This window comes from Segnochrobactrum spirostomi (assembly GCF_009600605.1).
Taxonomy (GTDB): Bacteria; Pseudomonadota; Alphaproteobacteria; order Rhizobiales; family Segnochrobactraceae; genus Segnochrobactrum; species Segnochrobactrum spirostomi.
In genome coordinates this window covers 2,782,008-2,807,483 of sequence record NZ_VWNA01000001.1, presented here as the reverse complement: position 1 = coordinate 2,807,483, position 25,476 = coordinate 2,782,008, and the positions used below count along the sequence as shown (strand labels likewise).

General features: G+C 70.6%; 20 protein-coding genes, 1 tRNA gene and 1 pseudogene. 10 read left to right on the top strand and 12 right to left on the bottom strand.

The window, feature by feature from the left end; translation table 11 throughout:
* Positions 1 to 28: 28 nt before the first annotated feature.
* Together F0357_RS12620 and F0357_RS12615 are read right to left on the bottom strand one after the other, a co-directional pair.
* Positions 29 to 937 (bottom strand): SDR family oxidoreductase, encoded by a 909-nt coding sequence (locus F0357_RS12620; protein WP_153482102.1) that lies wholly within the window; start codon positions 935 to 937, stop codon positions 29 to 31.
* Between the two features lie 185 nt (positions 938 to 1,122).
* Entirely contained in the window at positions 1,123 to 2,094 is a 972-nt protein-coding gene (locus tag F0357_RS12615) for an alpha/beta fold hydrolase (RefSeq protein ID WP_246161452.1), read from the bottom strand.
* Positions 2,095 to 2,134: 40 nt separating this feature from the next.
* Between F0357_RS12615 and F0357_RS12610 the strand changes: the two genes are divergently transcribed.
* The 4 genes from F0357_RS12610 (at position 2,135) to F0357_RS24135 (ending at position 3,724) form a co-directional block, all read left to right on the top strand.
* Complete coding sequence (locus tag F0357_RS12610) at positions 2,135 to 2,521, top strand: winged helix-turn-helix transcriptional regulator (protein WP_153482098.1); 387 nt, start codon at positions 2,135 to 2,137, stop codon at positions 2,519 to 2,521.
* A 148-nt stretch (positions 2,522 to 2,669) separates the two neighbouring features.
* The gene (locus F0357_RS12605) at positions 2,670 to 2,840 is read left to right on the top strand and encodes a hypothetical protein (protein WP_153482094.1); all 171 of its coding nucleotides are present in this window, start codon (positions 2,670 to 2,672) and stop codon (positions 2,838 to 2,840) included.
* A 108-nt stretch (positions 2,841 to 2,948) separates the two neighbouring features.
* Positions 2,949 to 3,512 carry a hypothetical protein gene (locus F0357_RS12600; protein WP_208948316.1) on the top strand — a complete coding sequence of 188 codons (564 nt, stop codon included), beginning with the start codon at positions 2,949 to 2,951 and terminating at the stop codon, positions 3,510 to 3,512.
* On the top strand, positions 3,509 to 3,724 hold the full coding sequence (locus F0357_RS24135; RefSeq protein WP_208948315.1) for a GNAT family N-acetyltransferase: 216 nt from the start codon (positions 3,509 to 3,511) through the stop codon (positions 3,722 to 3,724). The genes F0357_RS12600 and F0357_RS24135 overlap by 4 nt, the downstream gene beginning before the upstream one ends.
* 207 nt (positions 3,725 to 3,931) lie before the next feature.
* Here F0357_RS24135 and F0357_RS12595 read toward each other — a convergent pair.
* From F0357_RS12595 to F0357_RS12550, 10 genes are all read right to left on the bottom strand, one after another.
* Positions 3,932 to 4,006, bottom strand: a tRNA-Gly gene (locus F0357_RS12595).
* A gap of 350 nt (positions 4,007 to 4,356) precedes the next feature.
* On the bottom strand, positions 4,357 to 4,779 hold the full coding sequence (locus tag F0357_RS12590; RefSeq protein WP_153482091.1) for an organic hydroperoxide resistance protein: 423 nt from the start codon (positions 4,777 to 4,779) through the stop codon (positions 4,357 to 4,359).
* A gap of 125 nt (positions 4,780 to 4,904) precedes the next feature.
* Entirely contained in the window at positions 4,905 to 6,083 is a 1,179-nt protein-coding gene (locus F0357_RS12585; protein WP_312861708.1) for a DUF1972 domain-containing protein, read from the bottom strand.
* A 32-nt stretch (positions 6,084 to 6,115) separates the two neighbouring features.
* Positions 6,116 to 7,360, bottom strand: a complete 1,245-nt coding sequence (locus tag F0357_RS12580; protein ID WP_312861569.1) for a glycosyltransferase — start codon at positions 7,358 to 7,360, stop codon at positions 6,116 to 6,118.
* Complete coding sequence (locus F0357_RS25215; RefSeq protein ID WP_153482088.1) at positions 7,357 to 8,691, bottom strand: O-antigen ligase family protein; 1,335 nt, start codon at positions 8,689 to 8,691, stop codon at positions 7,357 to 7,359. Before F0357_RS25215 ends, F0357_RS12580 begins: the two co-directional genes overlap by 4 nt.
* Entirely contained in the window at positions 8,688 to 10,010 is a 1,323-nt protein-coding gene (locus F0357_RS12570) for a hypothetical protein (protein WP_153482084.1), read from the bottom strand. The genes F0357_RS25215 and F0357_RS12570 overlap by 4 nt, the downstream gene beginning before the upstream one ends.
* Before the next feature lie 11 nt (positions 10,011 to 10,021).
* Positions 10,022 to 10,921, bottom strand: coding sequence for a glycosyltransferase family 2 protein (locus F0357_RS12565; RefSeq protein WP_153482081.1), 900 nt, complete (start codon positions 10,919 to 10,921; stop codon positions 10,022 to 10,024).
* Positions 10,918 to 12,045 carry an acyltransferase family protein gene (locus tag F0357_RS12560; RefSeq protein ID WP_153482078.1) on the bottom strand — a complete coding sequence of 376 codons (1,128 nt, stop codon included), beginning with the start codon at positions 12,043 to 12,045 and terminating at the stop codon, positions 10,918 to 10,920. The genes F0357_RS12565 and F0357_RS12560 overlap by 4 nt, the downstream gene beginning before the upstream one ends.
* Positions 12,042 to 12,584, bottom strand: coding sequence for an EF-hand domain-containing protein (locus F0357_RS12555; protein ID WP_153482075.1), 543 nt, complete (start codon positions 12,582 to 12,584; stop codon positions 12,042 to 12,044). The genes F0357_RS12560 and F0357_RS12555 overlap by 4 nt, the downstream gene beginning before the upstream one ends.
* Before the next feature lie 57 nt (positions 12,585 to 12,641).
* The gene (locus F0357_RS12550) at positions 12,642 to 13,373 is read right to left on the bottom strand and encodes a metallophosphoesterase (protein WP_208948313.1); all 732 of its coding nucleotides are present in this window, start codon (positions 13,371 to 13,373) and stop codon (positions 12,642 to 12,644) included.
* 154 nt (positions 13,374 to 13,527) lie between these two features.
* On the opposite strand from F0357_RS12550, the gene F0357_RS24545 reads away from it, so the two are divergent.
* The 6 genes and pseudogenes from F0357_RS24545 (at position 13,528) to F0357_RS12520 (ending at position 25,443) form a co-directional block, all read left to right on the top strand.
* Positions 13,528 to 15,675 (top strand): hypothetical protein, encoded by a 2,148-nt coding sequence (locus F0357_RS24545; protein WP_153482069.1) that lies wholly within the window; start codon positions 13,528 to 13,530, stop codon positions 15,673 to 15,675.
* Complete coding sequence (locus F0357_RS24540; RefSeq protein WP_246161450.1) at positions 15,672 to 15,911, top strand: P-loop NTPase family protein; 240 nt, start codon at positions 15,672 to 15,674, stop codon at positions 15,909 to 15,911. The genes F0357_RS24545 and F0357_RS24540 overlap by 4 nt, the downstream gene beginning before the upstream one ends.
* Before the next feature lie 152 nt (positions 15,912 to 16,063).
* On the top strand, positions 16,064 to 17,413 hold the full coding sequence (locus F0357_RS12535; RefSeq protein ID WP_153482066.1) for an MdtA/MuxA family multidrug efflux RND transporter periplasmic adaptor subunit: 1,350 nt from the start codon (positions 16,064 to 16,066) through the stop codon (positions 17,411 to 17,413).
* A gap of 14 nt (positions 17,414 to 17,427) precedes the next feature.
* A pseudogene (locus F0357_RS12530) lies at positions 17,428 to 20,531 on the top strand (MdtB/MuxB family multidrug efflux RND transporter permease subunit).
* The gene (locus F0357_RS12525) at positions 20,528 to 23,866 is read left to right on the top strand and encodes an efflux RND transporter permease subunit (RefSeq protein WP_312861567.1); all 3,339 of its coding nucleotides are present in this window, start codon (positions 20,528 to 20,530) and stop codon (positions 23,864 to 23,866) included. The pseudogene F0357_RS12530 and the gene F0357_RS12525 overlap by 4 nt, the downstream one beginning before the upstream one ends.
* A complete protein-coding gene (locus tag F0357_RS12520) occupies positions 23,863 to 25,443 on the top strand; it encodes an efflux transporter outer membrane subunit (protein ID WP_153482056.1) in 1,581 nt (526 codons plus the stop codon). Before F0357_RS12525 ends, F0357_RS12520 begins: the two co-directional genes overlap by 4 nt.
* Positions 25,444 to 25,476: the final 33 nt, after the last annotated feature.

Genomic DNA, 25,476 nt, shown 5'->3' with positions numbered 1-25,476 from the left:
CCGGCCGAGACCCGGAGAGACCCGCAGGTCAGCCGAGATCGTTCGCCCGCATGTCCTCGATCAGGCCGATGCCGGTCGGCTGCCAGCCGAGCGTCGCGCGGGTGATGGCGCTCGAGGTCGGGTTGTCCATCGCCGCGAACATGGCGAGCCAGCCGAAATAATCGCCGCTCTCCTCCGGCGTGATCCCGCGCACCGGGATGCCGAGCTTCTCGCCGATCGTCTCGGCGATCAGCCGCATCGGCACACCCTCCTCGGCAACCGCGTGGAACACCGCGCCGGGCTCGGCCTTTTCGAGCGCCAGCCGGTAGAGGCGGGCGACATCGAGCCGGTGCGCCGACGGCCAGCGATGCTCCGCGCCGTCGTCGAGCCAAGCCGCGAAACCCTTCTGCCGGGCGATGTCGATCAGATAGGTGATGAAGCCGGCGCGGAAGCCGATCTCGCTCGGCCCGTGCACCTGCGGCAGGCGGATCACGCTGCCGCGCACGCCCCGCGCGCTCGCCGCTCGCACCACGAGTTCGGTCGCGCCGCGCGAGGCCCGGCCGACATGGAAGCCGCCGGGCTCGTCGGTCTCGCGCGCGGCACGGCCCTCGCTCTCCGCGAGCGCACTCCCGGAGGTCAGGACGAACGGCTTGCCCGAGCCTTCCAGCGCCGCGGTGATCGCCTCGACCACGGCGCGGTCAGTCAGGATATTCTCCTCGAAGCGGGAGAAATCGTGGATGAAGCCGAGGTGGGCGACCCCGTCCGCTGTGCGGGCGATGGCCGCGAGGCCCCCCGCGTCGCCGAGATCGCCGCGCACCGCCTCGCCGCCGGCCTGCGCGACCAGGGCCGCCGCCGCGTCGCTGCGCGCGAGCCCGAGGACATGATGGCCCGCCGCGACCAGTTCGCGGGTCACGGCGGTCCCGATGAAGCCCGACGCTCCCGTTACGAAAACACGCATCTCGATCTCCCTCGTCAACTTGCGTGCCCGCTATGTGAGAGACGGAGGCGCGGCGGAAAAGCCGGGAGCTTATACGGGTATCATCCCTAACAGGCTCGGGCGGGGAGCCATCGGGGCCCAGGCGTTCGGGCGGGGTGGCCGAACGGGCCTGTCGCCTCTCGACGACGAGAGCCGTCTGCGGGCGCCTACAGCCGATCGATCCAGGCGACCATCGCGCCGTTCACCGCGTCGGGGCGGTCCTGCATGATCCAGTGTCCGGCATTCCGCCATTCCTCGACGCGGGACTTCGGGTGCGACAGGTGGGGCCGCATCCTTTCAGCCTGCGCCGGGTCACGGCACAGATGATAGACCGGCACGTCGATGGTCTCGATGAAGCGCTCGCTTCGCGGTCCGAGGCCGACCTGATCTGCGCCGAGGAACAGGGGGCCGAACGAGTCCCGTACGACATGCACGGGCATTCCCTGCGCACGGCGGGCATGCCAGCGTTGGAGCGCTGGCGGGGTCGCCGGATCATAGAAGGCAGTGAAGAGACGGGAGGCGACGGTGGCCGGGTCTCCGCTCCGCAGGTCCAGCACCACCTTTTCGAAGAGCGGGGTCAGCTCGGCGGAAAATCCGAGCGAGCCGTCGACCGAGATCACCCCGTCGACGAGGTCCGGACGCCTTGCGGCGAGACGGGCCGCGATCTGGCCGCCCATCGAGTGCCCGATCAACACGAAGCGTTCGCCGCCGAAGCGGCGCGTGATCAGCGTCTCGATGTCCGCGACATAGTCGGCGGGTTGATAGCAACCCGGCCCGGCGACTTCGGAGCGGCCATGCCCGCGCAGGTCCACGGCGATCGTCCGGTAGCGGCTCTCGAGCATCGGCAACTGCCAACTCCAATCATGAGAATCCGCCGTCCAGCCGTGGAGCAGCATGACATTGCGCCCGCGTCCGGCTTCGGTCGCGAAAAGCGCGATCGCCGACGGCGGTGCGGCGTGTGTGAGCCCCGGCATCGCGGCGAGCGCGATCGCAGAACTGCCGAGGCCAATCAGACTGCGGCGTGTCATGCGCGAAGTGTCCATAGCGTCCGTTCTCTGTGCCGCGCAGTGAATGGGCGCGCCCGCGCGGTCCGGCTTGCGAGCCCGCCGGATAGGTATATGACGGATATCTAGGGTCAATTACGCACCTTCAGGTGCCCAGATAACCGCAGAGAAACCGATGTCGTCTCAGGTCGATCCGATCTTCTTCGCAGATTGCGCCGCGCGATCCTTCTTCGATCAGGTCGCCAACAAATGGTCGGTCATGATCTTGACCCTGCTGACCGAGAGACCGGCTCGCTTCAACGAGATGAAGCGTCGATTGCAAGGCGTGACGCATAAGGCTCTGACGCAGGCTCTGCGCCGCCTGGAACGCAACGGCCTCATTCAGCGCACAGTTCTCGCAACGTCCCCCGTCGCGGTCGAATACGCGATCACACAGCTCGGACGAACACTCCAGGTGCCGTTCGGGGCGGTCTACGACTGGTCGATCCAACACCTCGAGGAGATCGAGGAGGCCAAGCGCTCCTACGATTCCCGCTCGTTCGGCGCCGAGCCATCGCGTTAGGCCGCAGCCCGCGCCAGGGGCGTGGTCGCGCGAACGGGCTCGGACGATCGTGTCGAGACCGCGAGCCACCGATCCCCTTGCGGCGGTGGGGGAACATCATAGGATCGCTTGGGTCGCCGGAGCGGTGCCGGCACCTCAGGGTCCCGTCATGCTCGCGATCGGCTGCCTCGTTCCGATATTCCTGTTCGCGGTCGGCGCGCTCGCCGGCTTTCACTTCTGGGGGCCGTCCGGCGGGCTGTGGCTCGGCGGCGGCGGCTTCGCGATCGGGGTCGTCGGCCTCGCCGGCCTCGCCTGGCTGATGGAACGGCTGAAGGCGTGAGCGCGGGAACGCCGATCCGGCACGCTACCGCCCACGGCGGCGAAGCCGGCCGCGTCAAGGCCAGATCCTGGCAACAGCAGACACACGGTCAAAAATGGGGGACCTGCCATGCCGTCTGACGCCGTCTCGCCGCCCGCCATCGCCCCCTCGACGGGCGAGGCGGCACGACATCCGCTCGACGACGTCGTCTGGAACGCCCTGCACGGCCCGCACCGATCGCTTGCCGAGGGTGGCGATGAGGGCGGCGAACGGGCGTGCCGCGATCCGGCCGCGGTCGCACCGTTCGCCGCCGTCGTCGACCTCGAGCCTGAAGCGTTCCGCTCTCTCGGCGCCTTGATCGGCCCGGGCGGTGACCAGATCGCGCTGCTTTCGACCGCCCCGTTGCGGCTACCACCGACGTTCGCGGTCTTCCGGCAGGAGCCGATCGATCAGATGGTTCTGATCGATCGGGAGGCCTGCATGGCTCCAGCGACGACCGCGTTCGCGCGGCTCGGCCGGGAGGACGTCGCGGAGATGCTGACCCTGACGGGTATCACCCAGCCGGGGCCGTTCGGACCGCGCACGATCGAGCTCGGCACCTATCTCGGTGCGCGGCGGGACGGAACGCTCGCCGCGATGGCCGGGGAGCGCCTGCAGACGGGGGGTTCACGGAAATCAGCGCCGTCTGCGTGAACCCCGCGCATCGCGGTCATGGTCTCGCGGCCGACCTCGTCAGAACGCTCGCCGCATCGATCCTCGCGCGGTCGCAGACGCCGTTCCTTCACGTCTTCCGCGCCAACACGCAGGCGGTCACGCTCTACCGCAAGCTCGGCTTCGCCTTACGTCGGGAGATGCATCTGACCGTCCTGGGCCGCGCCGGCAGCGCCGCTGCAACCGCGCCGTGAGGCGCAGCGCCGCCGAGAGATCGTCGCCGTGCACCGCCGCCGGCCGAAGCCGCATGGAGCATCGGCGCCCTCAAGCCCGGCTGGAAAGCGGCTCGGAGACGCGCGCCGGTGGCAGCGGTCGGTCCGAGCGCGTTGAAGCAAGCCCCAGAAAGCGAAAGGGCCGCCTTGCGGCAGCCCATTCGGACGTCTTTCGACGTGAAGAGAAATTGGAGCGGGCGAAGGGATTCGAACCCTCGACCCCAACCTTGGCAAGGTTGTGCTCTACCCCTGAGCTACACCCGCATCCATCGCGCCGGCAACGTTGTCGTCCGGCGCGGGCGTTTCTATGCACCAGCCCGCCCGAGATTGCAATGGCCTTGCTTTCGGACTTTCCACAGGCTTCGGGCGGTTCGCCGGCTTGCCCGAGAAAAGCGCGGAGATCCGCCATTTCTGGCCCGGCGTTCGGCGTCCGGGCCTGTGGATGGCGCTCCGCGTGCGCCGCGGGCCGCCACCGAAGCAGGCGTGTCGAGTCTTGGCAGGCCCCCCACGTCCCGGCACGACGCGGTCGAATGGGGAGCGACCGAACCGTGCGCCGACGCCCCGTTCGGAGCGTCGGCGCCGCTCGCGTCGGTTGGCCTGGGTGAGGCCTCGCCTCAGGCGACGGTGAGGCGGACGTCGAGGTTGCCGCGGGTCGCGTGGGAATAGGGGCAGACGACGTGGGCGCGGGCGACGAGATCCTCGGCCACGGCGCGCTCCAGACCCGGCAGGGCGATCTCGAGGGCGACCTCGAGGCCGAAGCCGGTGCCGTCGTCCCGCGGGCCGACGCCGACCGACGCGGTCACGGTGCTGTTGTCGGCGACCTTCACCTTCTGCTGGCCGGCGACGAACTTCACCGCGCTCAGGAAGCAGGCGGAATAGCCGGCGGCGAAGAGCTGCTCGGGATTGGTGGCCGCGCCACCCGGGCCGCCGAGTTCCTTCGGAATGGCGAGCTTCACCTGGAGAACGCCGTCCTCGCTGGCGGCGGAGCCGTCGCGGCCGCCGGTCGCCGTCGCCTTGGTGCGGTAGAGAATGCTCATCGGATCGCCTCGTTCGGGTCTCGGGTGGCGGCCTCTTGCGGCCGGCCCGTCGATTTCGTCCGGCATGCGGCCGGCGTCGCCTCGCCCCGGGGACCCTGCGGTCCGCACCGGGGCGATGGCCACTCTCATAATGCACAATTTGATTGTGTGCAATTTAATTCTGCAGTCTCACGAACCGTTGAAGTCGGGGGCTCGCTGCGTCCGGCGAGCAGCCGCTCGTAGGCCTCCAGCATGGGGGCGAGTTGGAAACTCTCCGCATGGCGCGCGCGGGCCGCCCGGCGCGCCGAGGTCCGCCACGCCGCGTCGGTCGCGACCCGGTCGAACAGCGCGGCGAGCGCGGCCTCCTCGGCGAAGAACAGGCCGGCGGCACCGGCGGTCCAGCGGTTGAACGGATTGTCGTGGGCGATGACGGCGTTGCCAGCGCCAAGCGCCTCGACGAGGGAGGGGTTGGTGCCGCCGACTCGGTGGCCGTGGACATAGACGAGGGCGCCGCGGCGCAAAGCGGCGAGCGCCGCCCGATCGTAGAGGGCGCCCAGGAAGCGGACGCCGGGGCCGGCGGCATCGCGCACCGCCCGGTCATAAAGGCGCGACCGCAATCCGCCGACGATCGCGAGCGCGAAGGGCCGTTGCCGGGCCGAAAAGGCCCGTACGATCTCCAGGACCGAATTGTCGGGCTCGATGCGGCAGACCACGAGGGCGTAGGCGGCGAAGGCGAGGCCGTGCGCCGCGAGCATATCCCGTAGCACCGGATCGCCGGGGTCCGGCGGCGGCAGGGCCGGCGCACCGTAGGGGATCGTCGTGCACACGGCCGCCGGTGCCAGCGCCCGCACGCGGTCCGCGATGCGGGGATGGTCGGCGACGAGGTGGGTCGCGACCCGCACCGCGATGCACTCGTTGAGGCGCAGCCACCAGCGCACCGGTGCCGGCCATTTGAGCCGCGCCCATTCGAGCCCGTCCATGTTGAGGACGATCGTCCGCCCGCAGGCGCGCGCGACGAGGGTGAACAGCCCCGTGTTGTAGCCGAGGACGAGGAGCGGGCCTGGCCGGCGGAGCGCATCGAGGAGCGCGATCAGATCGAACAGCAGCGAGCCTGCGGTACCGGACGGAACCCTGACGATCCGCCGGATCGCGCCGCGCCAGGGAGCGTCGCGGATGAGCCGGCGATCCCGCGGCGCGCCGATTGTACCGTCGCCCTGGCAATAGACCGTGACGCGCCAGCCTCGGTCGGCGAGGTAGAGCGCCAGATGCTCGGCGAAGGTCTCGAAACCGCCGTGGGCGGCGGGCACGCCGCGGCATCCGAGCACCAGAAGTGCGGACGGCTCACTCCCCTCCCCGGTCACGGCGGCCCCGCGGGGATGCGGACGCCGAGGCTGCGATAGAGGTCCGTCATCGCCGCCACGTAGGCAGCTTCCCCGAATGCGCCGCGGACGAACGCCGCCGCGGCCGTGCCCATCGTCGTCAGGCGCACGTCCGGGAGGGTGGCGACCTCGCGCAGCCGGGACGCGAGATCGGCGACCGAGCCCGTCTTGAAGAGGAAGCCCGTCTCGCCGGGCCGGATCATCTCCGGGATGCCGCCGATCGCGGCGCCGAGGGTGATGCGGCCCCGCGCCGCCGCCTCGACGAGGCTCATCGGCGCATTTTCGTACCACTCGGACGGCAGCACGCAGGCACGCGCGGCATCGATCTCGGCCGCGAGGGCCGCGCCGTCCAGGCGGCCCCGGAAGACGATGTCGGCGCCGCAGGCGGCGGCCAGCCGTTCGAGGCCCGCCCGCTCCGGCCCCTCGCCCGCGAGCACGACGGGAACCGCGGCGGCGGCCGCCGCGCGGATCAGCGTCGCGAGCCCCTTCTCCTGCGAAAGCCGCCCGAAATGGAGGACGTGCCGGCCGGGCGGTACCGGCGCGACCGCGCCGTCGAGGCCGCGGACCGGGTTCGGGATATGGACGAGCCGGTCCGCCGGCCAACCCCAGGCGATCAGCGTGTCGCGGTAGAACCGGCTCGGACAGACGACGGCATCGAGATGCCGGCGATAGAGGCCGAGCAGACGATGAACGCTCGATTCGAGGGTGACGAGGGCACTGAGCGCCAGGGAGCCATGGAGGCAGCGGCGTAGCGTGCAGGGGAGCAGAAAGCCGCTCCGGCAGCGTTCGCACACCGTCCGCCCGTTGTGCATGCGGTAGGCCGGACAGGCGAGCTTCAGGTCGTGCGCGGTCATCACCGTCTTGAGGCCGCGCCGCTTCAGGACGGGCAGGATCGACGGCGAGAGATGGTGGTAGATGTTGTGGAGATGGGCGATCTCGGCGGGGAAGGCGTCGAGCAAACCGGCGAGATTGCGCCGCGCCTCGAGAGAATAGATCGCCTGTCCCGCCTTTCTGAGCTTCTCGGACCACGAATAGGGCCGTCCATATTCGATCTCCGCGACGAAGTGCCGGCTCCAGGGCGACGGCTCGTTGGCCGGGTGGTGCATGGCGAAGGCGGCGACCGGCCAGCCGCGCTCGGCGAACAGACGCATGTGCTCGAACGAGACGACGTCGGCCCCGCCGCGGCGATAATGGTAGGTGTTGATGTTGAGGAGCCCGCTCACGGCGGCGCTCCGGCATCATCCCCCGGTCTCACGACACCCGGCCCCGTCATCCGCAGCAGCGCGAAATAGCCGGTGAGGAAGACGATCCACTCGATGCGGATCTTCTGCAGGAAGACCGGTGTCGTCAGGCCGGCGACGAGCCCGAACAGCCACAGCGACGTCGCCACGATCAGCGCCGGCCGGTCTTCTGCGGAGAACCGCACACGGGCGAGCCGCGCGGCCGGCACGGCGACGAAAGCGACGAGGGTGAACGCGAGACCCGGCACGCCGAGGCTCGCCAGCACGTCGAGATAGGCGGAGTGCGCGTTGGCGACCCGGTGCAGGAAGACGTCGGGCGCGCTGCGGGCCGGTGCGGCATCGCCGATTTCCCACAGCGAGGCATAGCCGCCGCCGAACCAGGGATGGTCGGCGGCGAACCCCAGCAAGAACCGCCAGATCGGTAGCCGGCCGGTCAGCGTCTCGTCGCCGAACAGGGCCAACAGCAACGGCCCACGCAGTTCGTCGTCCACGAACATGATCGCGACGGCGAGAGCCGCGAGTGCGCCGCAGACGAGGACCGCGCGCCGCGTCGGCGACCAGGGTCCGACCACCGCGGGCGCGACGAGGAGGGCCACGGCGGCCGCGATCATCGCCGTCTTGGCCACGCTCAGGACGGCGAACGCCGCGAACGGCGCAGCGATCGCCAGGGCGGCGACGGGCCGCGAGCGTCCGAAGAGGCCGAGCACGAGGAGCACGCCCGCGACGGAGAGCATGCCCGCATTGTTCTTATGGAGATGGAAGCCGCGCCAGGCGCCCGCATTGTTGGGCTCGAGACCATCGCTCGCGGCGTGGATGCCGAGGTCGGGGCGCAGGATCACCGTCGCATAATCGGCCGCGAGAAGGAGGAGCAGGATCGCGAGCATCCCGCGGAAGAGCCGGGAGGGCGCCGGGGCGCCGGCGACGAGGGCCGCGCAGGCGCCCATCGCGGCGACCGTGGCGGCGAGCGTGCGCAAGGCCGTCTCGGGGACGGGAGAGGCGGCGATGGTGAGGCCGCACCAGCCGACGAGGAGCACGAGCGGGAGCGGCACCAGCGCCGCCATCCGTGCCGGCGCCGCCAGGGCGGCGAGGCCGGCGGCAAGCGCGCAGCCGGCATAGAACAGCGCAAAGCGTGGCCCGGCCTCGAAAGCGGCATAATCCCCGCTCCGGTCGACCCACGGCATCCCGCCGGCGGCGACGAACGTGAAGAAGACGGCGAGCTGGACCGCGTGCGCCGGGGCAACCGCTGGCCGCACCGCGGTCGCGATGGACGGGCTCGGGCGGGCCGGATTGGGGCGCTCGCCACCGCGGATCACGGCGCCCTCCCCCGGCCGAACACGGCCGAGAGCGCCCGCAAGGCCATGCCGCATTCCACCGCGAGCGCGAAGCCCTCGGCCGCGACGATGGCAGCGACGACCCAGGCCGCGCGGTCCGCGGCGACGAGGCCTGTCGCCAGCGCGAGGCCGAGGCCGGCGCCGGCCGCGTTGATCGCGCACATCGCTCGAAAGCGCCCGAGGGCGATCAGCGCCGCGGTCGAGATCGTCCGCAGGCCGGCGCAGCTCGCCCAGCCGAGCCAGAGCCACAGGCCGACCTCGAGCCCACCGCGATCGTAGGCCGCCGGCACCAGCCTCGTCGGAAGGGCGGATTGGTCCGCGAGAAAGACCGCAGCGAGGAGGACCGCGGCGGTGAGCACCGCCGCGACGGCGAGCGACGCGGCCCGCGTGAGGGTGGTGGCGTCCCGACGGGCGAGCGCGTGGGCGAATTCACTGCGCAGGCCCTGGATGAGCGGCGCGATCAGGAGGCGGAGCGGCGCGACGAGGAGGCCGGGGGCGGCGACGGCCGCCAGCATTGCGAGGTCGGCGCGGGCGAAGAGGACGACGACGTGGGCGTTCTGCATCAGGAACGCGCCGCCGACCCCGGCGAGGCTCCAGCGCGCATCGGGCAGCATGCGGCGGGCATAGAGGCGCAGAGACGCCACGGCGCCCGGCGCCGGCACGCGGCGGAACGCCGCCGCCGGGATCAGATTGGCAGCGGCGAGGACGGCTGTGATCGCCACGAAGGCCGGGACGCCCGTCGCGCCGGACCACAGGACGCCGACGAGCCCGCTCGCGGCGGCGAGGCAGCGGAGGCCGTCGCCGCGCAGCGCCTGAGCGGGCGCGAGGCGGGTGATCGCCGCGGCGCGCGCGAAAGTTCGCCCGAGGTGGGTCGCGACGAGCAGGGCACCGGCCAAGGCAGCGGCGACCGGCGTGCCCGCGGCCGCCAGCCCGAACCCCGTCGCCGTGGCGGCGACGAGGGCGAGAAGCCGGTCCGCCGCGCGGCCGGCCGCGACGAGATCGGCCGGGTCCTTCTCCGTCGGTTCCTGCACGGCGAGCGGGCTCAGCACCAGCGCGCCCTGCGCCATGACCGCCGCCATGAGGGCGGCGAGCGCGACGCTGAACGAACCGAACAGGTCGGGCGTGAGGACGCGCACGGCGACGCAGGCCGCCAGCCATTGCGGCGCACCGTGAAACAGGGAGGCGATGCCGACGAGCGCGAGCCGGCGGTGCGGGCCGGACGCGGGATCGCCCCACGCCGGCGCGGGAGGGCGGGGTGCCGTGGACACAAGCCGGTGGAGAACGAGACCGCGCGACGGCATGCCGCTCTCCCCTACCGGACCGGCGCGCCGAGAAGGCCCCGGCCGACGCGACGTAAGGGACGTCCGAGGCGCTCGGGCAGAACGCGGCGGGAGGCGAGCGCGGCAGCCTCACGGAGATCGAGCGCGCCGCAGGCCGCGGCGACCGCAATGCGGCCCAAGCCCACCAGCGGCGGCGCGCCGATCGCCGCATGGCGGGCGAGGAAGCCGGCCCGCTGCTGCGGTGTGAGGGCCGGCTCGGTCGCGAGCCAGGCGAGCGATGCGGTCGGGTCCCGGACGGTGCTGAGCCGGTCGCGCGCCGTCGTGCCCCAGAGGACGAGCGGCGCCTCGACCAGGACGACCCCCGCCCCCAACCGCTCGGCGCGCAGGATGAAGCCGAGATCCTGATGGCGGCGCACGCCGGGGTCGAACGCCGCCCGGCGCGCCAAGGCGGTCGGACCGAGAAGCGTGCTCTGCTGGAGAACGCCGCCGGCGACGAAGAGATAATCGGCGAGCGGCTCGTCGGACCGCGGCGGGCGGCGCGGCAGAGAATGCCGCCGCCCGTCGCGAAGGGTTTCGACGGCGCAGGAGACGATGGTGCGTTCGGGGTCCGCAGCGCCGGCGAGCGCCGTGAGTTGGCGCGCGATCTTGTCCGGCCGCCAGAGATCGTCGTCGTCGAGGAAGGCGACGAGGGGCCGGCGCACCGCCGCGAGCCCGTCCCGATAGGCCGCCCCTTGCCCACCGTTCTCGGTGCGCCGGAGCACCCGCACGCGGGCGTCGTCGAAGGATGGGGCGGGCGTCGGCGAGGCGTCGTCCACCACCACGATCTCGCCGACCGGCGCCGTCTGCGCCAGGACCGAGGCGACGGCCCGCCGCACCGCGTCCGGCCGGCGAAAGGTCGCGATCACCACGGCGACGGCGTCCGCGCCGCTCATCGCGCCCCTCCCACCCGGAGTGCGGGCCGCAGCCGTGGCGCCATCCACCGGCGCAACGGCCGGTCGTAGAGGACCGTCGCCGCCCCGGCGGTCGCCGCGATGAGACCGATGCCGGCGAGTGCGGTCCACGGCGGAGAGAGGATATCGGCGAACATCGCGCGGCCGAGGCGCAGCAGCGGCAGATGAAGGGCATAGATCGCGTAGGAGATCCCGCCGGCCGCGACACAGAGCCGGTGCAGGCGCGGCGGCGGCTTGCTGCACACCGCGAGCCAGACCAGGGCCGGTGCCGCGACCAAGACGACGGCGAGGTCCCACCCCGCGCGCGGCACCGCCGGCGGCAGCGCCAGCATGAGCGCGATGGCGGCGAGGACGAGGATCGCGGGCAGGCGCAGCCGGCCGCGGCCCGAAGCCCACAGCCGGTGAAGCAGGAGCCCGGCGGCGAAGCCATAGAGCGCCCGCGGCGGACCACCGAGCGCGGTCGCCCCGTTCCAGCCGACATCGAGCCCACCCTGGCGCAGCGCCACCAGGGAGAGCGCGAGCGCCGCGCCGACGAGAACCACGCCCAGCGCCGATCCCGAAAGCCGCCCCCACACCAGTGCGGCGAGCGCGTTGACGCCGATCTCGAGGGCGAGCGACCAGGCGACCGGCATCAGCGGATAGAGAAAGGCGGCGCCCGTCGCCGGCACCGGGAGCAGGAGCAGACCGGCCACGATGGAAAGCACGAGATCGTCGGCGGCGATGCCCGGCCGCAACGCCGCCGCACGCAGCGCGACGGCGGTTCCGAGCGCGAGACCGAGGGCGTAGAGCGGAGCGAGCCGCGTGAGCCGCAGGCGCAGGAACGCCGGGGCGCCGCGGGCGGCGATCGCCGGGCCGAAGGCGTGGGCGATGACGAACCCGCTCACGACGAAGAAGACATCCACGGCGAGATAGAGGCTGCCGCCGGGAACGCCGAAGAGGTCCGGCCCATGATGGACCACCACCGCGGCCGCGGCGACGGCCCGCACCCCGTCGAGCGTCGCGAAGGCGTGCCCGCCCGCGACCGGGCTTACGGCCCCGCGCAGGAGCCCACCGTCGAGGAACTCGCCATCGCGCCGGCTCTCGGGCCCGCTCATTGCCCGTTTCATGGCCCCGCTCCGGGCGCGAGCGGCGGTGGCGGGATGCGGCCGTGCAGCGTAGTGGCCCGCGCGAGCGAGGCGGGCGGCATCACCCGGACTTCGGCGAGGGTGACGCGGTTGTCGTGGTCGAGATCGGCGCGGCGAAACCACCAGAGCCGGCCGGCATATTGCGCCCTGGTCACGCGGCGGCCGTCGCCGTCGCGCAGGATCGCGGCGATCCACACCGCGCGGCGGGCGTCGGTGAAGTCGGGATGCCGCGCCCGCGCCACGGCGTCGAGCTCGGCCCCGTCGAGCGAACCGTCACGGTTCTGGTCGAGGGCGTCGAACACGGCGGCCTGGGCGAGCCAGGCTTCACGCTTGGTGACGATACCGTCGCCGTCCGTGTCGAGGGTGAAGAAGATAGCGGTCTCGGCCGCCCGCGGACCGCCCGCCTGACCGGGCTCGTCTCCCGGTGCGCCTGCCCATACCGCATCGGCCCATGCCACGCCTGCGCCGCACGCAAACGCGGCGAGGACCACGACGATCCACGATCGAAAGCTTGCCCCCATCGCTCCCCCGGCAGCGATCAGGTCCGGTTCGGAACGCTTGCGGGCGGAAACCTGCGTTCAGAACACCCGGACCTTGTCCTCCTCCAAGAGCAGGCACGTCAGGCGGCCGCTGAGGACGGCCAAGGTGTCGATATTGATGCGGTTGCGGCGGAAATCGGGCCGCCGTGTCGGCGTGTGGCCGTGGATCACGAAATGCTCGAACGGCTCGTCGTGGTTGAGGAACTCGTCCCGGATCCAGAGCAGATCGTGCCGCGTCTGGTCCTCGAGCGCAACCCCTGGGCGCACGCCGGCGTGCACGAAAAGATAGCTTCCGAGCACGGTGAAGAGCGGGCGATCGCGCAGGAAGGCGACGTGCTCGGACGGCACCGCGGCGTGCGCCGCGTCCCAGAGCGGTCCGAGATCCTCCGCGGCGGGGTCGACATTGAGAATGCCATAGGAGGCGAGCGTCTCGATGCCGCCGTTCTCGAGCCAGAGCCGTGTCGGCGCACCCTGCCCCGCCATGAAATCCAGGAAGAGATCCTCGTGGTTGCCGAGCAGCGGCAGAAGCACGATCCGGTCGATGCGATCGCCGTACCGGCACAACAGATCGACGAGCATCGCCGAGGCCGGCCCGCGGTCGATCAGGTCGCCGAGAAGGATGAGATAGGGGCTCGGCGCGGGATCGAGCGCCTCCAGGCGGACGATGCGCTCGAGGTTCGCCTCGAAGAGGTCGCACCGGCCGTGGATGTCGCTCATGGCGTAGACGCGCACGCCCGGCGGCAGCGAGGGCAGCGCCTTGAACCAACGCATTCTGGTTCCGAGGCCGAACATGCGGACCTTCCGAAACGATGGCGTCTCACCGCGTGAGGGCCTCGTGGCCTCTTATCTCGACGCGAAGAGCGGTGACTCCCGATTGTAGATGATGCCATAGTCGGCGAGACGTGCAGTCCAAGATTGCGTGCGCATGCAGGTCCCGCAGCCCGTGGTCCCGCAGCCCGTCTTCCGCGTTTCCAGTCCGCCCGTCTTCGTTTCCGCCGCAGCCATCATCATCGCCGAAGGGGAGGCGATCGTGGAGCCGCGCATTCGACGACCCGAGCCTCCTTCGTCCGATCCGGCGCACCGGCTTGCCTGGGATGCCCCGGAGCCCCTCGGTGCCGCGCCCCTGGCAGCCGCCGGCCGGCACCTCTGGATGGTCTCGCTGGTCGCAGGCGGCATCGTGGCAGGGAGCGCGATCGCGCTCGACCTCTTGCCACCGCTCTACCGGGCGACCGCGCTCGTCCAATATGCGCCGGACGACGGCGCGTTCCCCGCAGACCGCAAGCCTCCGGGCGGCCCGCTGCCCGCGGTCGACGGCGAGATCGCCGTGCTGCGCTCGCAGGACATGCTGGAACGGGCCTCGGTCGCCCTCGCCGCCGCGGGACGGTCCACTCCGCAAGGCGCCCGGGATGCGGCCGCCTCCGCCGTCGAGCGCGTCGGCCGCCTCGTGGCCGGCCTTTCCGCCCGGCTACCCTTCGTAGGATCGAGGCGCGAGGCCGCGCCGGACTTCGGCTGGCGCGCGCTGATCCCCTCGGCCCGCGCCGATCCCGCCCCGGGAGCCCCGGCCGCCGCACCACTGCCGCCGGTCGGACCGCCGCCGCAGCGGTTCGGGCCGAGCGGCGGGACGGCGGCAAGTGCCGTGACGACGAGCGACACGGCCGAACCGGTCGCGACCGCCGCCACGCGCTTTGCGAATGCGCTCTCGGTCAGCCGGATCGGCCTCAGCACGACGATCGCGATCGAGGTGACCGCCGCTGATCCCAACGCCGCCGCGGCGGCTGCGAACACGCTCGCCCAGGTCTACATCGCCCGCCAGGAGGCCGGCGCACGGGCCGCCGCGGATGCCGCGGTCGCCGCCCTCGCCGTGCGCCTCGACGAGATCGCCGCCGACCTTCGGACCGCCGAGGCGGAGGTCGACGGCTACGCCCTCGCCCGCAGCGCGATGGCAGCCGACGAGGCGGCGGCGCGGGAAATCCGCGCGCTCCAGCGGCGCTTCCGCCAGCTCGGCGACGCGCAAATGCGCGCCAACGCGGAGTTGCGGGCGATCGAAGAGAGTGTCACCGGCGACGACGCGCTTGTCGATGCCGTGCGTGCGGCTGAGCGCCGGCGGATTGCGGCGCCCGACGGATCAGCAGATATCGCCCGCCCGGACAGCGCACTCCTCGCGGCGGCGGACGCCCGACGGGGTGCCTTGGGCGCCGCCGTCACCGCACGGGCTGCGGAAATCGACGCCTTGCAGCGGCGGCTCGACGCGCTGCTGTCGGCGGCGAGTCTGCCGAACGCCGTCTCGGTGGAGCTCTTTCGCCGACAGCAGCGGGTGCAGTCGCTGCGCACGCTCTACCAGACCTATCTCGACCGTCATCAGAGGCTGGCGCGCCTCGCCGCGGCCGTGGTGCCGGATTCGCGGATGGTGGCGCCGGCCCGCCCGCCGACGGAGGTCGCCTTTCCCCGCAAAATGCCGATCATTGCCGGGCTCGGCGTGTTCGGCCTCGCTGTCGCCGTCGGGCTCGCCTGCTGGCAGGAGCGCAGGCGCGTGCGGCTCGCGAGCGACGAGCGGCTGCGCGCGTTCGGCGGCCCCCGGTGCTCCCGGCGCTGCCCCACCTGCGGCGCCGGCCGGGCCATCGCGGACCGGAGGACGAGGTCGTCCGCTGGCCGCTGTCGGCCTTCAGCGAGGCGGTGCGCCGGCTGCGCCTCGCGATCGAGGTCCAGGCGGGGCGCCGCGACGGCGGCCTCGTCCTGGTCGTCACCTCGACGGTCCCGCGCGAGGGCAAGACGACGCTCGCCCTCGCCCTCGCCCGCTCGGCCGCCCTCGCCGGACAGCGCTGCCTCCTCGTCGACGGCGATCTTAGGCGGCCGAGCCTGCACCGGCGGATCCGCCGACAGATCGCCTCGGGCTTCGCCACCTTCCTCCGGCGCGAAGACGCGGTCCTCGGCGATCTCGTTCAGACCGACCCCCGCACCGGCGCCGATCTCCTCATCGGCGCGCACCGCAGCGAGACGCCGCCGGAGCGCTGGCTCGCCTCGTCCCGTCTCGCCGAACTCGTCGCGACGGCGCGGAGCGCTTACGAGATCGTGATCGTCGACGCACCGCCCGCGGCAATCACGAGCGACTCCCTGCTTCTGCAAGAACACGCCGACGCCGTTCTTTATGTCGTCCGCGCCGGCCGTCCGATCGGCACCGATTTCCGCGCGGCGCTGGAACAGTTCGAGATCTCGGCGCGCGGAAGGACCTTACTGGTGCTGAACGACGCACCACCGCGGACTGTGGCACTGCGCGGATACCGCTATTACGCGCGCTTTTATGGAGCGTGAGCGCGCCTTCCGACGCAAAAGGACCATATAGGTGCGCGACGCGAAGGGGCTGCCGCAGCCGCTCCCGGGGCTCTCCCGTCGCGGCCGCGTAGGTCGCCGCCCCCGTGCGGCGTTCACCCTGGACAACAGACCGGTCTCGGTAACAGCGTTCCATGACGACACTCGACCATCCGCGCAGCGAACTCCTCCGCAAGGACGATGGCGAAGGGGCCCCACCCGCCGCCACGCGCCGCCCCCGGCGTTCGTCCGGGTGGCGTTCGACGCTCCTCGCGGTCATCGTCCTCGGAGCGGCGGTCGGGGGGATCGTCTGGCATTTCCGCCCGGCCCCACCGGCTCAGCACACCGGCCGCTTCGCCGCGCGCGGGGAGATGCCCGTCGCCGCGGCGACGGCGGAGGTCGGCAACATCCCCGTCACCGTGGATGCGCTCGGCACCGTGACCCCGCTCGCCACCGTCACGGTGAAGCCCCAGGTGAGTGGCCAGATCATCAAGATCGCCTTCACCGAAGGCCAGCTCGTCAAGAAGGGCGACCTGCTCGCGCAGATCGACCCGCGCTCCTATCAGGCGACGCTCGACCAGATGAAAGGGCAGCTCGCCAAGGACCAGGCGATCCTCGACAACGCCAAGGTCGATCTCGTCCGCTACCAGACGCTGGTCGCCCAGAACTCGGTCGCCAAGCAGCAATTGGACACGACCAAGTCCGAGGTCGCCCAATATGAGGGCACGGTTCAGTCCGATCAGGCGCAGGTCGAGGCCGCGCAGGTCAATCTCGACTACACCACCATCACCTCGCCGATCACCGGCCGGGTCGGCCTGCGCAAGATCGACGAGGGCAACTACATCGCCGCCGGCGACACCACGGGCATCGTCGTCATCACCCAGATGGAGCCGATCTCGGTCGTCTTCACCCTGCCGGAGGACAGCCTCGCCCCGGTACGCGAAGCCTTCGCCAAGGGCCCGCTCAAGGCCACCCTCTACGACCGCGCCCGCCGCACCGTGATCGCGACCGGCACACTCCAGAGCATCGACAACGAGATCGACACCACGACCGGGACGGCCAAGCTGCGCGCCGTGTTCGCCAACACCGACGAGAAGCTCTTTCCGAACGCCTTCGTGAACGTGACGCTGCTCGTCTCCACGGCGGCGGGTGTGGTGACGGTGCCCGACACCGCGATCCAGCGCGGCGCGCCCGGCACGTTCGTGTACCTGATCTCCGCCGAAGACACGGTTTCGGTGCGCAAGGTCACGCTCGGTCCCTCCTATGGCGGCCGCGTCGCCATCCTCGATGGCCTCGCCACCGGCGACAAGGTCGTCACCGACGGCGCCGACAAGCTCAAAGAGGGGTCGGAAGTCGTGATCCCGACCGAGGACGGCGGCGCCGCGGAGACCGCCACGGACCAAGCCGCCACCGGCAAGGCGAAGGCCGGTCACCACAAGAAGAAGGCCTCCGTCGCGACCGACGACAGCGCCGGCCCGCCCCCCGGCCCTCCGGGACCGCCCTGAGCGGGGTTCCAACGATGAACCCCTCACGTCCCTTCATCCTGCGCCCGGTCGCGACGACGCTTCTGATGATCGCCGTGCTTCTGTGCGGCGCGATGGGCTTTCTCTATCTGCCGGTCTCGGCGCTGCCGGAGGTCGATTATCCGACCATCCAGGTGCAGACCTTCTATCCGGGCGCCAGCGCGGACGTGATGACGACTTCCGTCACCGCGCCGCTCGAACGCCAGCTCGGGCAGATGTCGAACCTGAAGCAGATGTCCTCGACGAGCGCCGCCGGCGCCTCGGTCATCACGCTCCAGTTCAACCTCGACATCAGCCTCGATCTCGCGGAGCAGGAGGTCCAGGCGGCGATCAACGCGGCCGACAACCTGCTGCCGTCCGACCTGCCCGCGCCGCCGATCTACGCCAAGGTCAATCCCGCCGACGCGCCGATCCTGACCCTCGCGGTGACCTCCAAGACGCTGCCGCTCACCGACGTCCAGGACCTCACCGACACCCGGCTCGCCCAGAAGATCTCCCAGGTCTCCGGCGTCGGGCTCGTCTCGCTCGCCGGCGGCCAGCGCCCCGCGGTGCGGGTCAAGGCCAACCTGCGCGCCCTCGCCGCCTACGGCCTCAACATCGACGATCTGCGGACCACCATCGGCAACGCCAACGTCAACACGCCGAAGGGCAATTTCGACGGTCCCCAGCGCGCCTACACGATCCGCGCCAACGACCAGATCCGCAAAGCCTCCGATTATCGCGACATCGTCATCGCCTACCGCAACGGCGCCGCGGTGCGCCTCTCCGACGTCGCCGACGTGGTCGAGGGGGCGAGAACGACAAGCTCGCGGCCTGGAGCGACACGACGCCGGCGGTCCTCGTCAACATCCAGCGTCAGCCCGGCGCGAACGTCATTTCGGTCGTCGACGACATCAAGGCGCTGCTGCCGCAACTCGAGGCGAGCCTGCCGGCAGCGGTGCAAGTGGCCGTCGTCACCGACCGCACCACGACCATCCGCGCCTCGGTCTCCGACGTGCAGAAGGAACTCGGCCTCTCGGTCGTCCTCGTCGTCGCGGTGATCTTCGTGTTCCTGCGCAACGTCCCGGCGACGATCATCCCGAGCCTGTCGGTGCCGCTCTCCCTCGTCGGCACCTTCGCGGTGATGTATCTCTGCGGCTTCAGCCTCAACAACCTGTCCCTGATGGCGCTCACCATCGCGACCGGCTTCGTCGTCGACGACGCCATCGTGATGATCGAGAACATCGCCCGCTATATCGAGGAGGGCGAGAGCCCGCTCGCCGCCGCCCTCAAGGGCTCCGCGCAGATCGGCTTCACCATCGTCTCGCTCACCGTGTCGCTGATCGCGGTGCTGATCCCGCTCCTCTTCATGGGCGACGTGGTGGGGCGGCTGTTCCGCGAGTTCGCGATCACGCTCGCGGTCACCATCCTGATCTCGGCCGTGGTGTCGCTGACGCTCGTTCCGATGATGTGCGCGAAGCTGCTGCGCCACCGCTCGACCCGCCGCCAGACCCGCCTGGGCCGTGCGGCCGAGCGCGGCTTCGACGCGATCATCGCGGGCTACGGCCACGCCCTCGATTGGGTGCTCGACCGACGCGTGCTCACCCTGACGGTCGCCTTCGGCACGATGGCGCTCACGGCCTTCCTCTATGTCGTCATCCCGAAGGGCTTCTTCCCCGTCCAGGACACCGGCCTGATCCAGGGCATGACGACGGCGACGCAATCGATCTCCTACGGGGGCATGGCCGAGCGTCAGGAGGCACTCTCCCGCGTCGTCCTCGCCGATCCGGACGTGGATAGCCTGACCTCGTTCATCGGCGTGGACGGCTCCAACCTGACGCTCAACAGCGGGCGGATGCTCATCAACCTGAAGCCGCGGGACGAGCGAACGGGCACGGTGAGCGAGGTGATCCGGCGCCTCGACGTCGCCGCCGAAAAGGTGCCGGGCATCACGCTGACGATGCAGCCGGTGCAGGATCTCTCGGTCGATTCCAGCCTCGCCAAGGGCCAGTACCAGTTCCTGATCGAGAACGCCGATTCCGACGCCCTCGCCAAATGGGTGCCGCAGCTCGTCGAGCGGCTGTCGACGCTCCCCGAGATCGAAGACGTCGTCTCCGACCTCCAGGACAAGGGGCTATCGGCCTACATCACGATCGATCGCGACACCGCCGCGCGCTTCGGTATCACCGCGGCGACCATCGACAACGCGCTCTACGATTCCTTCGGCCAGCGCATCGTCTCGACCATCTTCACCCAGGCGAACCAGTACCGGGTGATCCTCGAAGCCGATCCCGGCCTGATCCAATCCCTCAAGGCGCTCGATTCGATCTATCTGCCGTCGTCGAGTTCAGGTCAGGTGCCGCTCTCGGCGATCTCCACGGTGACGGAAGAGCCGACCACGCTTTCGATCAACCATATCGGCCAGTTCCCCGCGGTCACGGTCTCGTTCAACCTTGCGGCGGGCGTCTCCCTCGGCGAGGCGGTGACGGCGATCGAGAAGGTTCAGACCGACCTCGGCCTGCCGGCGGGCATGGTGACGCGCTTCCAGGGTGCTGCGCTCGCCTTCCAGCAATCCCTCGACAACGAGCTTCTGCTCATCCTCGCCGCCGTGGTGACGATGTATATCGTGCTCGGGATTCTCTACGAGAGCTTCATCCACCCGATCACGATCCTCTCCACGCTGCCCTCGGCGAGCGTCGGGGCGCTCGCCGCGCTGATGCTCGCCCACGACAATCTCGACATCATCGGCATCATCGGCATCGTGCTCCTGATCGGCATCGTGAAGAAAAACGCGATCATGATGATCGACTTCGCCCTCGATGCGGAGCGCCACGGCGGGCTGTCGCCGCGGGCGGCGATCCATCAAGCCTGTCTGCTGCGCTTCCGCCCGATCCTGATGACGACGATGGCGGCGCTCCTCGGCGCGCTGCCGCTGATGCTCGGCACCGGCACGGGATCGGAGCTGCGCCAGCCGCTCGGCGTCGCCATCGTCGGCGGCCTCATCGTCAGCCAGCTCCTGACCCTCTTCACGACGCCGGTCATCTATCTCCTGTTCGACGGCCTTGCGCGCCGCCTCGGCGGCCGCCCCTCGACCGGCGCGGCGACGGAGACGGCGCCGTGAACATCGTCGCGCCGTTCATCCGGCGCCCGGTCGCCACCACGCTCCTGTCGGCCGCGATCACCCTCGCGGGTGCCGTGGCATTCTTCCTGATGCCGGTCGCGCCGCTGCCGCAGATCGATATCCCGACCATCATGGTCCAGGCCTCGATGGCGGGCGCGAGCCCGGAGACGATGGCGACGAGCGTGGCGACCCCGCTCGAACGTCATCTCGGCTCAATCGCCGGTGTCGACGAAATCACCTCGACGAGCTCGGTCGGCTCGACCCGCGTCGTCCTCCAGTTCGACCTCAGCCGCGACATCGACGGCGCCGCCCGCGACGTGCAGGCGGCCATCAACGCGGCGCGGCAAGATCTGCCGGCGAGCCTCAAGAGCAACCCCACCTACCGCAAGGTGAACCCGGCCGACGCGCCGATCCTGATTCTCTCGCTGACCTCCAACACCCTCAGCGTCGGCGACCTCTACGACAGCGCCGCGACCGTGCTTCAGCAGAAGCTCTCCCAGGTCGAGGGCGTCGGTCAGGTCACGATCGGCGGCAGTTCGCTGCCGGCGGTGCGCGTCAACATCAACCCGCATGCCCTGTTCAAGTACGGCATCAGCCTCGAGGACGTGCGCGCGGCGCTCGCAGCGGCGAACGCCAACAGCCCGAAGGGCGCCATCGAGATCGGCGACCAGCGCTACCAGATCCTCGCCAACGACCAGGCCCGCAAGGCCTCGCAATATCGCTCCCTCGTCATCGCCTACCGCGACGGCGCGGCTGTGCGGCTCTCCGACGTCGCCGATGTCGAGGATTCCGTCGAGGACCTGCGCAATCAGGGCGTCAGCAACGGCAAGGCGTCGGTGATCCTGATGGTCTCCCGCTCGCCGGGCGCCAACATCATCGAGACGGTGGATCGCGTCCGCGCGCTCCTCCCCGAACTCCAGGCCTCCATCCCCGCCGACATCGAGATGGTGGTGGCGATGGACCGCACCAGCACCATCCGCGCCTCGATGCGCGAGATCGAACGCACGCTGATGATCTCGGTCGGGCTCGTCATCGTCGTCGTCTACGCCTTCCTGCGCGATCTGCGCGCCGCGATGATCCCGAGCGTCGCCGTGCCGGTCTCGCTGATCGGCACCTTCGGCGTGATGTACCTGTTCGATTTCAGCCTCGACAATTTCTCGCTGATGGCGATCACGGTCGCGACCGGCTTCGTCGTCGACGACGCCATCGTCGTGCTCGAGAACGTCTCGCGCTATGTCGAGCGCGGCATGCCGCGGCTCGAGGCGGCGCTTGTCGGCGCGCGGGAGGTGAGCTTCACCGTGCTGTCGATGAGCCTTTCGCTCGTCGCGGTCTTTCTACCGATGCTCCTGATGGGCGGCATGATCGGCCGCCTGTTCTGGGAATTCGCCGTCACCCTGTCGGCGACGGTGCTCGTCTCGCTGTTCGTCTCGCTGACGCTGACGCCGATGATGTGCGCGCGCTTCATCAACCCGGCGGCGCACGCGACCACGCGGCGGGAGAACGGGTTCGCGCGGGCGAGCCGCCGGGGCTTCGACGCGCTCCAGGCGGGCTATCGCCGCTCGCTCGATTGGGCGCTCGCCCGCGGGCCGTTCATGATGCTCGTCCTGTTCGTCACCATCGGGCTCAACGTGTACCTATTCGCCGTGGTGCCGAAGGGCTTCCTGCCGTCGGAGGATACCGGCCTCATCATGGGCGGCCTCCAGGCCGACCAGAGCACCTCGTTCCAGAGCATGCGGCAGAAGCTCGACGCCTTCGTCTCGCTTTTGAAGAGCGATCCGGCGGTCGACAACGTGGTCGCCTATACCGGCGGCCAGGCAACCAACACCGGCTACGCCTTCATCCAGTTGAAACCGCTCGACGTGCGCAAGATTTCGACCGACGGGGTGATCGCGCGGCTCCGCGGCAAGCTCAAGAGCGTGCCCGGCGCCACCATGTTCCTGCAATCGGCCGGCGACATGCGGGCGGGCGGGCGGCAGGCCAACGCCGCCTATCAATATACCCTGCTCTCCGACGACCTCGCCGCGCTGCGCACCTGGGCGCCGCGCCTCACCGAGGCGCTGGAGAAGAGCCCGGTGCTCGCCGACGTCAATTCCGATCAGCAGGTCAAGGGGCTCGAAATCGACATCGACGTCGATCGCGACAGCGCCGCCCGGCTCGGCATCAACATGAGCCAGATCGACAACACGCTCTACGACGCGTTCGGCCAGCGGCAGGTCTCGACCATCTACAACCCGCTCAACCAGTACCATGTGGTGATGGGGCTCGCGCCGCGCTTCTGGCAGGACCCGTCGACGCTCGACGCCATCTATGTGGCGACGTCCGGCAGCACCAGCGGCACCGCCTCGACCAACACCATCGACACCACCGTCCCGACAACCGCCGCCGCCTCGGCATCCTCGACCTCGTCGACCTCGGACGCCGGCACCGCCGCCGCGGTGGCCGAGGAGAGCGCCGCCAACCAGCGCACCAACCAGCTCGCCAACACGACGAAGAGCGGCGCCTCGACCGGCGCCTCGGTGACCACGAGCGCCCGCACCATGGTGCCGCTGTCGGCCTTCGCGCGCTTCGCTCCGGCCGAGGCCCCGCTGTCGGTCAATCACCAGGGCCAGTTCGCCGCCGCCACCATCTCCTTCAACCTGGCACCGGGCCGCTCGCTCAGCGACGCGGTGACGGCGATCGATCAGGCCGCCGCCGCGATCCACCTGCCGACCGAGGTGCACGGCGCCTTCGCCGGCAACGCGATGATCTTCCAGCAATCGTCCGGCAATCAGGGCCTTCTGATCCTCGCCGCCCTCGCGGCGGTCTATATCGTGCTCGGCGTCCTCTACGAATCCTACGTCCATCCGCTCACGATCCTCTCGACGCTGCCGTCGGCCGGCGTCGGCGCGGTGCTCGCGCTTCTCATCACCGGCACGGAATTCAGCGTCGTCGCCCTGATTGCGGTGTTCCTCCTGATCGGCATCGTGAAGAAGAACGCGATCATGATGATCGACTTCGCCCTGACCGAAGAGCGCACCCATGGCCGCAGCCCGCACGCGGCGATCCGCGAAGCCTGCCTGATGCGCTTCCGCCCGATCATGATGACGACGATGGCGGCGCTCCTCGGCGCGCTTCCCCTCGCGTTGTCGTTCGGCGAGGGCGGCGAGATGCGCCGGCCGCTCGGCATCGCCATCATCGGCGGCCTGATCCTGAGCCAGGCGCTGACCCTCTATACGACCCCCGTCGTCTATCTCTATCTGGACCGGCTCGGCGGACGGGTCCGCCGGCTGTGGTCCCGCAAGCCCAGCTCCCGCAAACCGATCCCGCCCGCGCGTCCCTCCGAGGTCGATGCATGAAGACGCCCGCCTCCGTCCGGGCCGCCACGGTGAGCGTGGCGGCACTCATCCTGTCGGCTTGCGCCGTCGGCCCCAATTATCAGCGGCCGGACGCGCCCTTGTCGGCGGCCTTCAAGGAGGCGGCGAAGCCGCCGAAGGGCTGGAAGGTCGGCGCGCCCGACGACACGGCGATGCCGGCGGCGTGGTGGACAATCTACAACGACCCGGTGCTCGACGCGCTCGAAGCCCAGGTTGCGGTCAACAACCAGAATGTCCGCGCCTATCAGGCCGCCTATGCCCAGGCCCGCGCGGTGGTGCAGGAAGCCCGCTCCAGCCTGTTCCCGACGCTGTCCGGCTCGGGATCGGGCACCCGTAGCGGCAGCGGCGGTGGCGACAAAGTCGTCAGCGGCACCTCCACGGGCACCGGCACGGTGGTCAGCACCGGCGGCGGCGGCACCGCCTCGAACGAATTCGGCCTCTCCGCCAAGGGCACGTGGACGCCCGACATCTGGGGCGGCACCCGGCGCACCGTCGAGGGCGACATCGCGAGCGCCCAGGCGAGCGCGGCCGAGCTCGCCTACACCCAGCTCACCGCCCAATCGACCCTCGCCTCGAACTATCTGCAATTGCGCGTCGCCGACGAACTGAGGGCGCTCTACGATCAGACTGCGGCGAGCTATCAGGCCGCGCTGACGATCACCCAGAACCAGTCCGCCGCCGGCATCGCGGGGCCGCCCGACGTCGCCTCGGCGGAGGCGCAATTGCGCATCGCCCAGGCCCAGGCGATCAGCGTCGGCGTCACCCGCGCCCAGCTCGAACACGCGATCGCTGTCCTGATCGGCAAGCCTCCGGCCGAAGTCTCGATCAAGCCGGTGAGCCGACGGGTCAAAATCCCGGCGATCCCCGCCACGGGCGTGCCGTCGACGCTGCTCGAACGGCGGCCCGACGTCGCCCAGGCCGAGCGGCAGATGGCGCAGGCGAACGCCCAGATCGGCGTCGCCATCGCGAACTTCTTTCCCGACCTGACGCTCAACGGCTCCTACGGCTTCGACAGCGCGTCGCTCTCGAAGCTGCTCCAGGCCTCGTCGAGCGTGTGGTCGTTCGCCGGCACGCTCGCCGGCACCCTGCTCGACGCCGGCGGCCGCACCGCCCAGGTCGACGCGGCCCGCGCCTCCTATGACCAGACCGTGGCGAACTATCGCCAGACGGTGCTGACCGCCATCCAAGGGGTCGAGGACGAACTCGCGACCCTGCGCATCCGCGCCCGTCAGGCGGCAGTGCAGGACCAGGCGGTTACCGCGGCCCGGCAGGCGGAAGCCCTGACCTTGAACCAATACAAGGCCGGCACGGTCGCCTATTCGAGCGTCATCACGGCGCAGCAGACCGCGCTCTCGGCGGCGGTGACGGCGGTCAACATCCGCCAGGAACGCCTGACCGCGAGCGTCTCGCTGATCGAGGCGCTCGGCGGCGGCTGGACCACGGCGGACCTGCCGAGCGCCAAGTCGCTCGACACCAACGCCCCGCCCTTCCCGGGCATGGGCGGCACCAAGCCCGACGCCGCCACGGCCCCGACGACGCTCTCCAAGGCGTCGAAATAAGGGGAGGCGAAGTTAGAAACGGGCCCCCCTTCG

Coding starts and splice junctions, on each gene's coding strand:
- F0357_RS12620 (WP_153482102.1), bottom strand. CDS start 937: ATGCGTGTTTTCGTAACGGGAGCGTCGGGCTTCATCGGGACCGCCGTG.
- F0357_RS12610 (WP_153482098.1), top strand. CDS start 2,135: ATGTCGTCTCAGGTCGATCCGATCTTCTTCGCAGATTGCGCCGCGCGA.
- F0357_RS12605 (WP_153482094.1), top strand. CDS start 2,670: ATGCTCGCGATCGGCTGCCTCGTTCCGATATTCCTGTTCGCGGTCGGC.
- F0357_RS12600 (WP_208948316.1), top strand. CDS start 2,949: ATGCCGTCTGACGCCGTCTCGCCGCCCGCCATCGCCCCCTCGACGGGC.
- F0357_RS12590 (WP_153482091.1), bottom strand. CDS start 4,779: ATGAGCATTCTCTACCGCACCAAGGCGACGGCGACCGGCGGCCGCGAC.
- F0357_RS12570 (WP_153482084.1), bottom strand. CDS start 10,010: ATGCCGTCGCGCGGTCTCGTTCTCCACCGGCTTGTGTCCACGGCACCC.
- F0357_RS12565 (WP_153482081.1), bottom strand. CDS start 10,921: ATGAGCGGCGCGGACGCCGTCGCCGTGGTGATCGCGACCTTTCGCCGG.
- F0357_RS12560 (WP_153482078.1), bottom strand. CDS start 12,045: ATGAAACGGGCAATGAGCGGGCCCGAGAGCCGGCGCGATGGCGAGTTC.
- F0357_RS12555 (WP_153482075.1), bottom strand. CDS start 12,584: ATGGGGGCAAGCTTTCGATCGTGGATCGTCGTGGTCCTCGCCGCGTTT.
- F0357_RS12550 (WP_208948313.1), bottom strand. CDS start 13,373: ATGCGTTGGTTCAAGGCGCTGCCCTCGCTGCCGCCGGGCGTGCGCGTC.
- F0357_RS24545 (WP_153482069.1), top strand. CDS start 13,528: ATGCAGGTCCCGCAGCCCGTGGTCCCGCAGCCCGTCTTCCGCGTTTCC.
- F0357_RS12535 (WP_153482066.1), top strand. CDS start 16,064: ATGACGACACTCGACCATCCGCGCAGCGAACTCCTCCGCAAGGACGAT.
- F0357_RS12520 (WP_153482056.1), top strand. CDS start 23,863: ATGAAGACGCCCGCCTCCGTCCGGGCCGCCACGGTGAGCGTGGCGGCA.